The 13,436-nt window shown below is 66.8% G+C and carries 16 protein-coding genes; 9 read left to right on the top strand and 7 right to left on the bottom strand.

The window, feature by feature from the left end:
* Window positions 1–8 precede the first annotated feature (8 nt).
* Window positions 9–890, bottom strand: a complete 882-nt coding sequence (locus tag AC3A6R_RS13260) for an RNA polymerase sigma-70 factor (protein ID WP_487864550.1) — start codon at window positions 888–890, stop codon at window positions 9–11.
* A 65-nt stretch (window positions 891–955) separates the two neighbouring features.
* Window positions 956–1,813: a ferritin family protein gene (locus AC3A6R_RS13255; protein WP_487860857.1), complete on the bottom strand. Its 858-nt coding sequence runs from the start codon at window positions 1,811–1,813 to the stop codon at window positions 956–958.
* 129 nt (window positions 1,814–1,942) lie between these two features.
* Between AC3A6R_RS13255 and AC3A6R_RS13250 the strand changes: the two genes are divergently transcribed.
* Window positions 1,943–2,551 (top strand): glutathione peroxidase, encoded by a 609-nt coding sequence (locus AC3A6R_RS13250; RefSeq protein ID WP_487860856.1) that lies wholly within the window; start codon window positions 1,943–1,945, stop codon window positions 2,549–2,551.
* Window positions 2,552–2,842: 291 nt separating this feature from the next.
* Here AC3A6R_RS13250 and AC3A6R_RS13245 read toward each other — a convergent pair whose 3' ends face one another.
* Complete coding sequence (locus AC3A6R_RS13245) at window positions 2,843–3,454, bottom strand: glutathione S-transferase N-terminal domain-containing protein (protein ID WP_487860855.1); 612 nt, start codon at window positions 3,452–3,454, stop codon at window positions 2,843–2,845.
* Window positions 3,455–3,572: 118 nt separating this feature from the next.
* On the opposite strand from AC3A6R_RS13245, the gene purB reads away from it, so the two are divergent.
* Entirely contained in the window at window positions 3,573–4,952 is a 1,380-nt protein-coding gene (purB, locus tag AC3A6R_RS13240) for an adenylosuccinate lyase (RefSeq protein WP_487864549.1), read from the top strand.
* Window positions 4,953–4,976: 24 nt separating this feature from the next.
* Window positions 4,977–5,537 carry a YaeQ family protein gene (locus AC3A6R_RS13235; RefSeq protein ID WP_487864548.1) on the top strand — a complete coding sequence of 187 codons (561 nt, stop codon included), beginning with the start codon at window positions 4,977–4,979 and terminating at the stop codon, window positions 5,535–5,537.
* 25 nt (window positions 5,538–5,562) lie between these two features.
* On the opposite strand, the gene AC3A6R_RS13230 is transcribed toward AC3A6R_RS13235, so the two are convergent.
* Together AC3A6R_RS13230 and AC3A6R_RS13225 are read right to left on the bottom strand one after the other, a co-directional pair.
* Window positions 5,563–5,868, bottom strand: coding sequence for a putative signal transducing protein (locus tag AC3A6R_RS13230; protein ID WP_487864547.1), 306 nt, complete (start codon window positions 5,866–5,868; stop codon window positions 5,563–5,565).
* 11 nt (window positions 5,869–5,879) lie between these two features.
* On the bottom strand, window positions 5,880–6,344 hold the full coding sequence (locus AC3A6R_RS13225; protein WP_487864546.1) for a DUF3717 domain-containing protein: 465 nt from the start codon (window positions 6,342–6,344) through the stop codon (window positions 5,880–5,882).
* A 485-nt stretch (window positions 6,345–6,829) separates the two neighbouring features.
* Here AC3A6R_RS13225 and AC3A6R_RS13220 point away from each other — a divergent pair, with 485 nt between their 5' ends.
* From AC3A6R_RS13220 to AC3A6R_RS13210, 3 genes are all read left to right on the top strand, one after another.
* The gene (locus tag AC3A6R_RS13220) at window positions 6,830–7,585 is read left to right on the top strand and encodes a TerC family protein (RefSeq protein ID WP_487860850.1); all 756 of its coding nucleotides are present in this window, start codon (window positions 6,830–6,832) and stop codon (window positions 7,583–7,585) included.
* 70 nt (window positions 7,586–7,655) lie between these two features.
* Window positions 7,656–8,120 (top strand): hypothetical protein, encoded by a 465-nt coding sequence (locus tag AC3A6R_RS13215; RefSeq protein ID WP_487860849.1) that lies wholly within the window; start codon window positions 7,656–7,658, stop codon window positions 8,118–8,120.
* 85 nt (window positions 8,121–8,205) lie between these two features.
* Window positions 8,206–8,559, top strand: coding sequence for a phage holin family protein (locus tag AC3A6R_RS13210; protein WP_487860848.1), 354 nt, complete (start codon window positions 8,206–8,208; stop codon window positions 8,557–8,559).
* 9 nt (window positions 8,560–8,568) lie between these two features.
* On the opposite strand, the gene AC3A6R_RS13205 is transcribed toward AC3A6R_RS13210, so the two are convergent.
* On the bottom strand, window positions 8,569–10,143 hold the full coding sequence (locus tag AC3A6R_RS13205; RefSeq protein WP_487864545.1) for a M48 family metalloprotease: 1,575 nt from the start codon (window positions 10,141–10,143) through the stop codon (window positions 8,569–8,571).
* Window positions 10,144–10,198: 55 nt separating this feature from the next.
* Here AC3A6R_RS13205 and moaC point away from each other — a divergent pair, with 55 nt between their 5' ends.
* Complete coding sequence (gene moaC / locus AC3A6R_RS13200) at window positions 10,199–10,684, top strand: cyclic pyranopterin monophosphate synthase MoaC (RefSeq protein ID WP_487864544.1); 486 nt, start codon at window positions 10,199–10,201, stop codon at window positions 10,682–10,684.
* A gap of 12 nt (window positions 10,685–10,696) precedes the next feature.
* Here moaC and AC3A6R_RS13195 read toward each other — a convergent pair whose 3' ends face one another.
* Window positions 10,697–12,436 carry a PglL family O-oligosaccharyltransferase gene (locus AC3A6R_RS13195; RefSeq protein ID WP_487864543.1) on the bottom strand — a complete coding sequence of 580 codons (1,740 nt, stop codon included), beginning with the start codon at window positions 12,434–12,436 and terminating at the stop codon, window positions 10,697–10,699.
* Between the two features lie 86 nt (window positions 12,437–12,522).
* On the opposite strand from AC3A6R_RS13195, the gene AC3A6R_RS13190 reads away from it, so the two are divergent.
* The gene (locus AC3A6R_RS13190; protein ID WP_487860844.1) at window positions 12,523–13,080 is read left to right on the top strand and encodes a type IV pilin protein; all 558 of its coding nucleotides are present in this window, start codon (window positions 12,523–12,525) and stop codon (window positions 13,078–13,080) included.
* Window positions 13,074–13,421, top strand: coding sequence for a pilus assembly FimT family protein (locus AC3A6R_RS13185; protein ID WP_487864542.1), 348 nt, complete (start codon window positions 13,074–13,076; stop codon window positions 13,419–13,421). The genes AC3A6R_RS13190 and AC3A6R_RS13185 overlap by 7 nt, the downstream gene beginning before the upstream one ends.
* Window positions 13,422–13,436 lie beyond the last annotated feature (15 nt).

The raw sequence follows: 13,436 nt of genomic DNA, 5'->3' as shown, positions 1-13,436 counted from the left end.
CAGCCTGCCTATTTCGACGCATAGCGGCTTGCAATGCGCGCCAGTTTGTCCGGATTGCGCTGCACGCGGATGCGCGCGATGCGCTCGCCGTCGATCTCGAAGGTCTGTGCCGATTCGAGCTGCCCGTCGATGAAGCGCAGCAGGCCCGGCTCGCCATTGATGTCGACGAATTCCATACGGACCGCCGCGCCCATACGGCGCCAGAGCGCGAAGTAGAGCAGCGCCACGCGCCGGCTGCCGCGCAGCGCCTTGCTGAAGGTCTGCACCTTGCCGCCACCGTCGCCGATCAGCTCGGCGTCTTCGGCCATCAGCGCCTTGAGATCGTGCAGGCTGCCGCGCGCCGCGGCATCGGCAAAGGCGCGCAGCAGGCGCTCGTGGGTCTCGCGCGGCACCACGAAGCGCGGGCGCGCCTCCTGCAGCTGGGCCTTCGCGCGGTGTACCAGCTGCCGGCAGGCGGCCTCGCTTTTGCCGAGCGTGCTGGCGATCTCGTCGTAGTCGGCGTCGAACACTTCGCGCAGCAGGAACGCGGCGCGTGCCTCCGGTGCGAGGCGTTCGAGCACGGCAAGGAAGGCGATCGAGACGTTGTCCGCGCGCTCGAGCAGCGCTTCAGGCGAGGTCGGCCCCTCAGTGAGCGTGGGCTCTGGCATCCAGGCGCCGATGTAATGCTCGCGCTGAACCTTGGCGGCGCGCAGACGATCGATCGAGAGGCGGGTGACGACGGTGACCAACCAGGCTTCGGCACTCTCGAGGCGGGCCTTGTCGACTTCATGCCAGCGCAGCCAGGCGTCCTGCACAACCTCTTCTGCCTCGGCAACGGAGCCGAGCATGCGGTAGGCGATGCCTTGAAGGCGGCGGCGGTGGCTGTCGAAAGCGAGGGTCGGGTCGTCCATGCTCGCAAGACGGGCGACCAACCGGTTTTGTGACAGGCGCGCCGCCCGGGCAGGGCCGACCGGGCTCAGGCGCCCTGGTACTCGGACTTGGGCGCGACGGTCGCGGCCAGTTCCTTGCGGTAGCGGTTGAGTTCCTGCACGGTCTTGAAGCTGCGGTCCATCAGCAGGCTCAGGTTGTGCAGGATGCGCTCGCCGACCTTGCTCTCCCAGACCGCATCGAACTTGATCTGCTTGTCGAGCCAGTGCTCGAGCCAGTCTGGGTCGGGCATGCGGCTCTGGATCGTGTCGTTCGGGAACAGCGCCTTGTTGACGTGCAGGTTGGTCGGATGCAGCGCCTGCGCGGTGCGGCGTGCACTGGCCATCAGCACGCCGACCTTGGTGAAGGCGGCACGCGCCTCGTCGCCGAATTTTTCCATCGCGCGCTTCATGTAGCGCAGGTACGCGCCGCCATGGCGGGCCTCGTCCTGGCTCAGCGTGGTGTAGATGTGCTTGATGACCGGCTCGGTATGCCACTGCGCGGCGCGGCGGTACCAGTGGTTGAGGCGAATCTCGCCGCAGAAGTGCAGCATCAGCGTCTCGAGCGGCGGCGCCGGGTCGAAATCGAAGCGGACCTCGTGCAGCTCCTGCTCGGTCGGCGCATGCTGGGGGCTGAAGCGCTTGAGGTACTCCATGAGCACCAGCGAATGCTTCTGCTCCTCGAAGAACCAGATCGACATGAAGGCCGAGAAATCACTATCGTGGCGGTTGTCGCGCAGGAACATCTCGGTGGCCGGCAGCGCCGCCCACTCGGTGATGGCGTTCATTTTGATGGTTTGCGCCTGCTCATCAGACAGCAGTGACGCATCGAACGACTGCCAGGGAATGTCCTTGTCCATGTCCCAGCGGACGGATTCGAGTTGTCTGAAGAGTTCTGGATAAAGCATCAAAATCTTTCTAAGGCCGTCGATTTTAGTCGGCTGAGCTTGGCCTGCCTGTGACAGACGGGCGATGATGCGTTTGTACGCAGTGTCCGATACGCCGGATTCGTGCACTTATTGACACCAGGAGTTCCCATGCGAATCCCCTTTCGTTGGCCGCTTGCCGCCATCGCTGCAGGCCTGCTGGCCCCCGGCACCGCGCTCGCGCAGGCCTCCGCCGGTGCAGCGAACCCGCCAGCCGCGGCGGCGGCCGCAGGCGCCGCGTGCCCGGCAGTGCTTCAGCACTCGTTCCCGCGCCTGCAGGACGAGAAACCCCAGTCGTTGTGCCAGTATTCGGGCAAGGTGGTGCTGGTGGTGAACACCGCGAGCTTCTGCGGCTTCACCCCGCAATACAAGGGGCTGGAGGCACTCGACAGCAAATATCGGGCGCGCGGCCTCGTGGTGCTCGGTTTTCCGTCCAACGACTTCTCGCAGGAATCGGGCTCCAACAAGGAAATCGCCGATTTCTGCGAAAGCACCTTCGGCGTGAAGTTTCCGATGTTCGCCAAGACCTCGGTGCGCGGCGCGGAGGCCAACCCGCTGTTCAAGCAGCTCGCGCTCGCTTCGGGCACGACACCGAAATGGAATTTCTACAAATACCTGATCGGGCGCGACGGCAAAGTGGTGCAGGCCTGGTCGAGCATGACGGCGCCGGATGAGGCCGCCTTCGTGAAGGCCATCGAAGGCCAGCTCGCAGCGAACTGAAACCTGATGACGTGTCGCAACCGATGGTCACAAACGTTTACCACTGGGGCGGGAACCGGGCTGGCACACTGTGCTCATAACGAGCGTGGGCAGCCAAATGCTCTCCGGTTTTTCATGTTGCGAGGTCTTCCAGGCGTCCAGTCTGGTTGAAATCCCGAGGTGATTCTTCTCCTCCTCCCTCCCTCCCTCCTTCGCGTCGGGGCGCCTCGCAGCATTTTTGTATTGTTTGATGGGAACAGGCGCAGCTGAAAGGCTTCCCGCCATTGAAAAAGGCGCCAGAGGCGCCTTTTTTCACGGTTGCGTATCGATGAAGCTGGGCCGCAGCATCAGCTTGTCGTACAGCTTGGCCAGATTGCCGTGCGCGCCGCGCCAGTCGATCTCGGGAAAGCGGAGCCCGACCCAGCCGAGCGCACAACCCACCGCGATGTCCGAAAGGCTCAGGTGGATGCCGCTGCAGAAGGGCTTGTCGGCGAGCCCCTTGGCCATGGCCCCAATGCCGCCCTCGACCTTGGCGCGCTGGCGCGCGATCCAGGCCGTGCTGCGCTCGGCGTCGCCGCGGCCGCTCCAGGTCGCCTCGAGGCGCCACAGCACGCCCGCATCCATCACGCCATCGGCCAGCGCCTCCCAGGTCTTGACCTCGGCGCGCTCACGGCCCTGCTGGGGAATGAGCTTGCCCACGGGAGACAGGGTGTCGAGGTATTCGACAATCACGCGGGAATCGAACATCGCGTCGCCGCCTTCCATGACGAGGCAAGGCACCTTCCCGAGCGGGTTGGACTGCGCGATGGTGGTGTCAGCGGACCAGACGTCTTCAAGCACGAACTGGTAGTCGAGCCGCTTCTCGGCCAACACCACGCGCACCTTGCGCACATAGGGGCTGGCGGCCGATCCGATCAGTTTCATGAAGACTCTCTCCCTCTGGATTGGTAACGTTTGTTCGATGCCATTTTAGGGGAAGGCCGAAAAGTGCAGCCTGCGAACTGTCGCGGATGCGGGACGGCGGCCCGCCTAAAATTCGGGCATGAGCTTCTCCACCGTCTCCGCCCTCTCCCCACTGGACGGCCGCTATGCGGCCAAACTCGCGGCATTGCGCCCGCTGATGAGCGAACAGGGCTACATGCACCGGCGCGTGCAGGTCGAGGTGGCATGGTTCATCGCACTGTCGGACTGCGGCTTCGCCGAATTCAAGCCGCTCACGGGCGGCGCCCGCAAGTACCTGCTGGGCCTGGTGTCGCACTTCTCCGAAGCTGATGCGCTCGCGATCAAGGAGATCGAAAAGACCACCAACCACGACGTGAAGGCGGTCGAATACTGGATCAAGTCCAAGTTCGAGGCGCGGCCGGAACTGCTGGCTGCCGCCGAGTTCGTCCACTTCGCCTGCACCAGCGAGGACATCAACAACACCAGCCACGCGCTGCAGATCCAGGCCGCCCGCGAGAAGGTGCTGCTGCCCGCCATCGACGGGCTGATCGCCAAGCTGCGCGAGATGGCGCACCAGTTCGCAGGCGTGTCGATGCTGTCGCGCACCCACGGCCAGACCGCGAGCCCGACCACGGTCGGCAAGGAAATCGCCAACGTGGCGGTGCGGCTGTCGAAGGCCCGCGCCCAGATCGCGGCCGTGCAGTTGCTCGGCAAGATGAACGGGGCGGTGGGCAACTACAACGCGCATCTCGCCGCCTGGCCCGACTTCGACTGGGAGGCGTTCAGCCGCAAGGTGGTCGAAACGCCCGCGCCGCTCGGCCTGGGCCTGAGCTTCCAGCCCTACAGCATCCAGATCGAGCCGCACGACTACATGGCCGAGCTGTTCGACGCGGTGGCGCGCACCAACACCATCCTGGTGGATTTCTCGCGCGACATCTGGGGCTACGTGAGCCTGGGCTACTTCAAGCAGCGGCTCAAGAAGGGCGAGATCGGCTCCTCGACCATGCCGCACAAGGTCAATCCGATCGATTTCGAGAACGCCGAAGGCAACCTGGGGCTGGCCAATGCGGTGCTGCGCCACCTCAGCGAGAAGCTGCCGGTCAGCCGCTGGCAGCGCGACCTGACCGACAGCACCGTGCTGCGCAACATCGGCGTGGCCTTCGGTTACGCGACGCTGGCCTATGCCAGCCTGGCCACGGGCCTCGGCAAGCTCGAGATCAACGAGGAAGCGCTCGCGGAGGATCTCGATGCCTCGTGGGAAGTGCTGGCCGAGCCGATCCAGACGGTAATGCGCCGCTACGGCGTGCAAGGCGCCTACGAGCAGCTCAAGGAAGTGACGCGCGGCAAGACGGTGACGGCCGAGGCGCTGCACGGGCTGATCCGCTCGCTCGACATTCCCGAGGCCGAGAAGACGCGGCTGCTGGCCATGACGCCCGCGAGCTACGTGGGCAAGGCGGCGGAGCTCGCCAATCGAATCTGAGGGGGCGCCTACACTCGCGCACCCATGGCCCTCAAATCAACCATCTTCAAGGCCACCGTCGCGGTGGCCGATATCGACCACGGCTACTACGCCGACCATGCGCTGACGCTGGCGCGCCATCCCAGCGAAACCGACGAGCGCATGATGATCCGGCTCGTCGCGCTGGCGCTCAATGCGCACAAGCTGCAGGACGTGTGCCACGGCGACGGCACGCTGGCCTTCGGCGCGGGACTGTCGAACGTCGAGGAGCCCGACGTCTGGCTGCGCGACTTCACGGGCGAGACCAAGCTCTGGATCGAGGTCGGCCAGCCCGAGGACAAACCCGTCATCAAGGCCTGCGGCAAGGCGGACGAGGTGATCGTCTACTGCTTTAACCATGCGGCCGAGATCTGGTGGCGCGGCATTGAAGGCAAGCTTGCGCGGCCTCAGAACCTGCAGGTGTACCGCGTGCCCACCGAAGCCTCGCAGGCGCTGGCCCTGCTCGCGCAGCGCAGCATGCAGCTGCAGGCGACGATCCAGGAGAACACGCTGACGCTGGGCGACGCCAGCCGCAGCATCGACGTCGAGCTGAAGCGCTGGAAGTAGGCGGGGCGCCTCTCTCGGTTTTTCGTCAGGCAGCCGGCATCATGCGGCCGCACTGCCAGCACTGCTCGAAGCCCCCCTCGACGCGCTCGCCGCAGCTGCAGCGCCAATCGCGCTGCGGCCGGTGCTGCGCCGCATGCAGCACCTGCTGCGCCAGCTCGAACCGGCTGTCGTCGTCGATCCAGATCTCGGGCAGGCACTGATCGGGCGGCAGGTGGCCCATCGCGGCGCCGAGGAATTCGCGCTGCACGCTGGCCTCGATGCCCTCCTCGCGCAAGGCATGCACCCACAGGGTGGCGATCGCGAGGTTGGGGGCTTGGGCGAGGCGGCGCATGCGCTGGCCTTTCAGGGGGTGTCGTCCGGGCCGAGCGGCTCGGCCGGGTCGTCGGGCCACTGCGGCGGCTCGACCTCGCGCGCACGTTCCGCATAGCGGTTGAAGCGCCATGCCGAATCTTCCATGGTGATACGGCGCCAGGTGACGCGCTTTTCGGCCGGCGTCATCGCGGGCCAGTGCTGCACCTCGTCGAAGCTGCGGCCGCAGCCCTTGCATTCGTCGTCGCCCTGGCTGGTGGAGCAGATCGCGATGCAGGGCGTGTCGGGGGTGCTGTGGTACCAGTCGAGCCAGGCGGCCCAGGCCTCGGCGGGGAAACCGGCTTCGGCGACCTCGTCCTCGTGGTGGAACACCATGAGGGCGTAGACCTCGGCGAGTGCGCGCAATTCCGGCGCCAGGGTGATGCCGTCAGGCGAGGGACTTTTGGCGCGCCAATGGTTGATGGCGGCCTCGATGTCGGTGATGTGAATGGCGGCCATGGGAGAGAAGAAACAGCGAGCGGCGATCATAGTCCCGCAATTCCCGAGGGCCGCCGGAGGTTAATCAGCGCTATGAATTCGATAGCTCACAAGGCAGATTTAACAAGGCTTTCCAGCCAGCCGTGCAAAACTGCCGAAAACTTTCGGTTGCCAGATCGGGGGCCGCGATGATCTAATTCGCGCACGAAGGGGAGTAGCTCCCGACTGCCATTCACGATGGCGGGAATCGACAGGTCGTCAATACGAAGCACAACACTTCCGGCCTGTCGGGCGACGCGTGCCTTGCTTTGGGGTGCGTGTCGTCGAGCAAGACCTTCGATTTGAACCTGCGCAGGTTTGGTCGAAGCGTTCCTGACTCCCGGTCGTCACCCCGGTCTTCGTCACGCTTCGAACTTCCTGCACGGGATGAATCGAAACGCAACGCATGCGCCGGACCGCCGCTTCCACCCGGAATCGACGGCCACGCACGAAGACAAGAGGAATCTATGGAACAGTTCATGACCCCGGAATTCTGGGTCGCGGTCGGTCAGATCATCATGATCGACATCCTGCTCGGCGGCGACAACGCCGTCGTCATCGCCCTGGCATGCCGCAAGCTGCCACCCGCCCAGCGCACGAAGGGCATCCTGTGGGGCACGGCAGGCGCCATCGTGCTGCGGGTCATCCTGATCTTCTTTGCGCTCACGCTGCTGGCCATTCCGTTCCTGAAGCTGGCCGGTGCCGTGCTGCTGCTGTGGATCGGCGTGAAGCTGCTTGCGCCCGACCATGACGATGCGCACGGCAACATCGCCGCCAGCGACAAGCTCTGGGGTGCGGTCAAGACCGTGATCATTGCCGACCTCGTGATGAGCGTGGACAACGTGATCGCCATTGCGGGTGCCGCACAGGGCGCCGGCGAAGCACACCAGATGCCGCTCGTGATCTTCGGCCTGCTCGTGAGCATCCCGATCATCGTCTGGGGCAGCCAGCTGGTCATCAAGCTGATGGACCGCTTCCCGATGATCATCACGCTCGGTGGCATGCTGCTGGGCTGGATTGCCGGCACGATGGCCGTGTCCGACCCCGCCCTGGCGAACACCGCCGCCTGGACCTGGGTGCCGAAGGTGCCGCAGACCGACCTGATCCGCTACGGCGCGGGCATCTTCGGTGCGCTGCTGGTGCTGGTCATCGGCAAGTGGGTGGCCATGCGCCAGGCGCGCCGGCATCCTCCTGCCGAAACCGCCACCAGCACCGGCAGCTGATCGCCGCAGAGGCCGCACTCGCCCAGCGGGCAGCCTCTGCCACTCTCACCATCCCACCGAGGAGCGGACCGTGGAAAAGATCATTCTCTATGTCGACGACGCCGGCTACGCCGCAGAGCAGTTCGCCGAACTCGCTCCGGACGCGGACAGCGTGGTGGCCCGGCATTGGGTGCTCGTTGCCTGCGCACCCCGCATGACACACCGCATCAGCAAATGGGTGAGCCATAGCGCGCGTGAGAACTGGCGCGCCAAGTGGTTCAGCAAGGTGCAGGCTCAGTTGCTGCCGCTGCTCGAGCGCAATGGCGGGCAGGTCACGCCGGTGCTCGCCAAGGGGCCGCTCACCGAGCTCACGCAGCAGCTGAAGCGCGAGCATGCCGCCACGCACGTCGTCGACGCCCGGCGTCCCAAGATCGGCGTCGACCTCGAGCCGATCACGCCCGACCAGGCGCCGCGGCGCCAGTCGGGCTGGACCTTCCCGGGTGCCGTGATGGGCATGGGCACGCTGCTGGTGCTGGCCAACGAACTGGCCGAATAGGCGCGCAGCGCTTCCCCGACGAGCCCCGGTGCGGCAACGCCCCGGGGCTCGTTGTTTTTCAGGGTGCCTGGGTTATCCTGCGGCCATGCGCATCATCATCAAATGGCTGCTCAGTGCCGTGGCGCTGCTTGCGGTGGCCTACATCTATCCCGGCGTCCAGATCAACAACTTCGGGGTGGCACTGATCGCGGCCGCCATCGTCGGCTTGCTCAACATGGTCGTCAGGCCCGTGCTGGTGGTGCTGACGCTGCCGGTCACGATCGTCACGCTCGGGCTGTTCCTGTTCGTGATCAATGCGCTGCTGTTCTGGGCCGCCTCGGGGCTGCTCGGAGGCTTCCAGGTCAATGGCTTCCTGGCGGCACTGATCGGCTCGCTGATCTATTCGCTGCTGGGCCTCCTCATCGAGGCCGCGCTCGGCGGCCTGCTCTCGAAACGCTGAGCCACCGCGCTACCTGAGCGGCGGCTCTTCCGCCTGCCGCTTGACCAGCACGTCGACCGCCCGCGCGCGGCTGTCGATGATCGAGGCCTCGTAGTGATCGACGGGCGTGCCCGGCCGGCGCATGAGTTCCTGCGCCGCCTTGAGGCGGTCGCGCGCCGCCGGATAGTCGAGGATCGCCACGTTGGCCTCGGCCTCAGCACGCACGGCGCGCACCGTGTCGTTCTGCGCGCCGTACAGGCTGGCCAGCGCGCGCCACGCCGTCGCGTCGCGCGGGTTCGCGGCCACCCAGTCGCGCAGCACCGGCACCAGCGGCGCGGGCTGGCGCGTTGCCACGGCGGCATCGGCCGCGAGCAGCATCTCGGGCCGCTCTTTCGACTTGACATCGAGCAGGCCAGCGGCGCGCGGCGCATCGCCGGACGCCAATGCGATCTCGGCTTGCAGCCAGCGGGCCAGCTTGGCGGCGGAAGCGTCGTCGGCCGTGCGCACCGCGAGCCGCTCGGCCAACGCACCGGCGGCCTTGTGGTCGCGCAGTTCCTTGGCCGCGAAGGCCGCGGCGTACAGCGTGCCCGCCTGCTGGGCCGGGCTGCTGCGCGCGAACTCGCCGCTGCCGGCCGCATCGATCCAGAGCCGCAGCACATCGACGCCCGGCCGCGTGAGCGCGCGGGCGCGCGCGGCCACCATCGCGTGGTCCATGGCGAGCGGCAAGGGCTCGACTGCATCCATGCGAAATTGGAAGCGCCCCTGCATGTCGGAAATGCGCTCGGAATTGAGCGGATGGCTGCGCAGGTACGGGTACGAGCCGTTGTCGTTGAGCCGCGAGGCGTACTGCAGCTTCTCGAACATGGTGGCCGCCCCCTGCGGCGCGAAGCCGGCCTGCGTCATCACGCCGAAGCCCACGCGGTCGGCCTCGCGCTCCATGTCGCGCGAGAAGCTCAGCTGGTTCTGCATGAAGAGCGCCTGGCTGCCCATGATGACGGCCTGCCCCGCATCGGCATTGCGGCTCTTGCTGGCCGCGATCATGCCGAGGATCAGGCCCGCGATCATCAGCGGCATCTGCTTGCCCTGCTGATTCATCATGCGCGAGATGTGGCGTTGCGTGACGTGCGACAGCTCGTGGCCGAGCACCGTCGCCAGTTCGTCGCGGCTGCCCACCGCGGCGATCAGGCCCATGTTCAGGCCGAGGTAGCCGCCCGGCAGCGCAAAGGCATTGATGTTGCGGTCGCGCCCGAGCAGCACCACCCAGGCAAAGCGCTCGTCGAGCTCGGGCGTGAGCTCGCCGCGCTGGCGCGCTGCCGCTAGCAAGCGCTGCCAGATCTCTCGCACGTAGGCGCCGACCACCGGATCGTCGACGTAGTCGGTGTCGCGATAGAGCTCGCGCGCAATCTGGTCGCCAAGCTGGCGTTCGGCACTGGCGGTCATCTCGCCGCCATCGCCCAGGCCCGGCAGCACCTGCAGCTGCGCCCGGGCCGGCACCGGCAGCAGCACCTGCGACGCGATCAGCACGGCCGCACAGAGCGATCGCAGCACAGGCACGGCAGAAGAGGGTCTCGGGGTCTTGGCAGAAGTGGTCGTCAAGCGCGGCATTCCTCGTCGATGGCTCGGGCTCGTATGATGCATCTCCCCACGGAATGTTCACCCCATGAGTAGTTCCCTCACCCATTTTGACGCGCAGGGCCAGGCCCACATGGTCGACGTTGCGGCCAAGCCCGCCACGCACCGCGTGGCCGTGGCGACCGGCCGCATCGAGATGCAGCCCGCCACGCTGGCCCTGATCCAGACGGGCACCGCGAAGAAGGGCGACGTGCTCGGCATCGCGCGCATCGCCGGCATCCAGGCGGCCAAGAAGACCAGCGACCTGATCCCGCTGTGCCACCCGTTGGCGCTCACGCGCGTCGCGCTCGCGTTCACGCTGGCCGAGACGGGCCAGGCACCGCAAGTGACCTGCACCGCCACGGTGGAGACCGTGGGCCCGACCGGTGTCGAGATGGAAGCCCTGACCGCCGTGCAGGTGGCGCTGCTCACCATCTACGACATGTGCAAGGCCGTGGACCGGGGGATGCGGATCACCGACGTGCATGTGCGCGAGAAGCACGGCGGCAAGTCGGGGAGCTACGTGGCCGGCTGACAGCTTTGGGCGCTACGGCGCGCCGCGGCGGTCAGTGGCTTCGCCCCGTAGCCAGCGCTCGTATTCGCCCGGAAAGGCGATGCGGAAGCGTTCGGCCTGGGCGCGCGCCTCGGCGTGCCGGCCGAGCAGTTCGGCGCTCTCGATCAGCTTGACGATCACGCGTGGCTCGGGCGAAAAGTGCATCGTCCGCTCGGCCAGCGCGTGCACGGCGGCGGCGTTGGCCGGCGTCACGGCCGTGAGCGTCAGCCCGGCGAAGCCCGCTTGCCGCGCGAACAGCCAGGATCGCCGCGCCTTGGCGAGCGTGTCGTCTTCGTAAGCCGGCAGGCGCTCGTCGCGCGGCAGGTAGATCTGGCTGACCCGGATGTAGTCCCAGCCGGCATAGCCGACCACTGCGAGCAGCACGGCCGCGGCGGCCGAAGCCGGCACCGGCGGCGCGAGACACCGCGGCTTGGCGCGCGGCTTCCCATTGGGCGACCTGGGCCACAACAGGCCGAGGCAGAGCCCGAAGACCAGCTGGAACGGCCCATACCAGAGCGGATATTCGAGCAGGCTGTGCAGCGTGACAGCGCCCAGCATGCCCCACGCCATGAGCCGAGCGGGATCATGCTCGCGCCAGGGCCGTGCCGCCCACACCATCCACGCGAAACTGCCGCAGACCAGCACCGACACCGGCACGCCCAGCTCGACCGCCAGGTGCAGCGGCAGGTTGTGCGCGTTGTCGAGGATCTCGGGGAATCGCGACCCCTCGTACAAGGTGCTGAAGTGCGCGAACGAAAGCTCGCCCCAGCCCCAACCCACCCAGGGGCGCTCGGCGATCAGCGAAAGCACGTTGCGCCAGAGCACCAGCCGCGTGTGGTCGCCGGGCGCGCCCTCCTGCAGTCGGCGCATCATGCCTTCGACCTCGCCAGCAGCGAGCTGCGGCAGCAGCCAGGCCAAGGCGAAGTAGATCGGAATCATCGCAAGCAAGGCCCAGGAAGGCGGCAGCACGAAGCGGGCACTTCCTTCTGGTTTTGTTTTCGCCCTGCACCGCTCCTGCCAAGCAATCCAGGAGACCACGCCGGTGATCGACAGCAGCTGGAGCAAGCCGGTGCGCGATGTCGACGCAGCCGCGGCCACGAGCAGCAGCAGGATGGCCGACGCCGACCAGCGGCCGCCCCGCGCCGATGGCTGCTGCCGTGTCGCATGAATCCAGAGTGCCGCCACCAGCGCCATGCTGATCAGCGTGGCGAACTGGTTGCGCTGGCGCAGGTTGCCGTAAGCCTGCCCCAGCGCGGGCGTGGTGGTCCAGGGCACCAGCGGCTCGGCCAGGCCGTAGTACTGCAGCAGGCCGAGCACCGCGCTGACCAGGCCCGCGACCAGCACGCCCCAGGCCAGCACGGCCGCCATCGACGGGCCGCCGCGCGCCATGCCGGCACCCACGCAGGCCGCGGCCACCACGCCGCCGAGCGCCACCACGGGCGGAAGCCACAGCGCCGCCGTGCCGGGTGAGGCCACGAACAAGGAAGACAGCACGATGGCGGCCGCGCAAGCGGCCAACCAAGCCCGGACACGGCGCGCCGGCAGGCCGGCCGGCATCGCGAACAGCATCGCCGCGACGCAGAGCCAGGTGGCGAGGAGTTGCCAGGCCTGGACCGAAGGGCCCGCGACCAGCGGGCAGAGGAAGGGAAACGCCACCAGCCCGGCACGGAGGCCGAGGACAACGTTCGGAGAAAGAGCGACGGCCTCGACGGACGTGGCTGCGCGGGAAGTCATTCGGCCGATTGTGCCGACGAGCGGCCGACGAATGGCTGTGAGCGGGAGACGAGCGGTTTTGCAAAAAGAAACATTTGGAGACATTCTTGGACGAACGTCACCCAACTGTGTCTTGGGCGCTTCGGCGCATGCCCGAGCGCGAAAGATCTGCCATGAACCACCCTATTTCGCACCCGCGCATGAAGCATCTACAAGGTTTCACCTTGATCGAAGTGATGATCACGGTCGCGATCATCGGGATCCTTGCCGCCATCGCGATCCCCAGCTACCAGGACTATGTGCGACGCGGCCATCTGGTCGACGGCACCAACGCACTGGCCGCCATGCGCGCCGACATGGAACGCTACTACCAGGACAACCGGACCTACGCGAAGGTTTCCGCAACCATCCTGCCGCCTTGCAATGCCGGCGTCGATGTCAAGAAGCGCACCTTCGGCAAATTCGAGGTCTCTTGCGCAGACGCCGACGCGCCCACCGCCACGACCTTCAGGCTCAGGGCGACCGGGTCGGGACCCGCCGAGGATGTGATCTACACGATCGACCACCAGAACGTCCGCGCCACGGCCAAGATGCCCTCGGGATGGTCGGGCTGGACCAGCACTTGCGACACCTCCTGGATCGTGAAGAAAGGGCAGGCGTGCTGAACCAGCGGGCCCTCCCGCGCGCGCGGGGCTTCACCCTGGTCGAGATGATCGTCACCGTGGCGATCCTGGCCTTGCTGGGTGCGCTGGCCATGCCGTCGATGATCGGCTGGGTGCGCAACAACAAGGTCCGCACGGTGGCCGATTCGCTCCAGAACGGACTGCGGAACGCCCAGGCCGAGGCCACGCGCCGAAGCCGCCAGGTGGTCTTTTCGCTGACGGAAGACAAGCCCAAGGCGAACGGCTACACGGCCAAGGCGAACGGAAGCAATTGGGCCATCAGCACGGTGGCACTGGCGGCTGGGGGGGGGCAGCGCTTTCATCGAAGCCGGCATCCTGCGTGATGTCGGCTCGGGTGT

It is taken from the genome of Variovorax sp. Soil_C_19 (assembly GCF_057657255.1).
Note: the sequence above shows the minus strand (reverse complement) of the source record. Positions and strands in the feature narration are given on the sequence as shown.

What these genes read in the sequence shown, in the direction of transcription:
- AC3A6R_RS13260 (WP_487864550.1), bottom strand. Translation starts at nt 890, where the DNA reads ATGGACGACCCGACCCTCGCTTTCGACAGCCACCGCCGCCGCCTTCAA.
- AC3A6R_RS13255 (WP_487860857.1), bottom strand. Translation starts at nt 1,813, where the DNA reads ATGCTTTATCCAGAACTCTTCAGACAACTCGAATCCGTCCGCTGGGAC.
- AC3A6R_RS13250 (WP_487860856.1), top strand. Translation starts at nt 1,943, where the DNA reads ATGCGAATCCCCTTTCGTTGGCCGCTTGCCGCCATCGCTGCAGGCCTG.
- AC3A6R_RS13245 (WP_487860855.1), bottom strand. Translation starts at nt 3,454, where the DNA reads ATGAAACTGATCGGATCGGCCGCCAGCCCCTATGTGCGCAAGGTGCGC.
- purB (WP_487864549.1), top strand. Translation starts at nt 3,573, where the DNA reads ATGAGCTTCTCCACCGTCTCCGCCCTCTCCCCACTGGACGGCCGCTAT.
- AC3A6R_RS13235 (WP_487864548.1), top strand. Translation starts at nt 4,977, where the DNA reads ATGGCCCTCAAATCAACCATCTTCAAGGCCACCGTCGCGGTGGCCGAT.
- AC3A6R_RS13230 (WP_487864547.1), bottom strand. Translation starts at nt 5,868, where the DNA reads ATGCGCCGCCTCGCCCAAGCCCCCAACCTCGCGATCGCCACCCTGTGG.
- AC3A6R_RS13225 (WP_487864546.1), bottom strand. Translation starts at nt 6,344, where the DNA reads ATGGCCGCCATTCACATCACCGACATCGAGGCCGCCATCAACCATTGG.
- AC3A6R_RS13220 (WP_487860850.1), top strand. Translation starts at nt 6,830, where the DNA reads ATGGAACAGTTCATGACCCCGGAATTCTGGGTCGCGGTCGGTCAGATC.
- AC3A6R_RS13210 (WP_487860848.1), top strand. Translation starts at nt 8,206, where the DNA reads ATGCGCATCATCATCAAATGGCTGCTCAGTGCCGTGGCGCTGCTTGCG.
- AC3A6R_RS13205 (WP_487864545.1), bottom strand. Translation starts at nt 10,143, where the DNA reads ATGCCGCGCTTGACGACCACTTCTGCCAAGACCCCGAGACCCTCTTCT.
- moaC (WP_487864544.1), top strand. Translation starts at nt 10,199, where the DNA reads ATGAGTAGTTCCCTCACCCATTTTGACGCGCAGGGCCAGGCCCACATG.
- AC3A6R_RS13195 (WP_487864543.1), bottom strand. Translation starts at nt 12,436, where the DNA reads ATGACTTCCCGCGCAGCCACGTCCGTCGAGGCCGTCGCTCTTTCTCCG.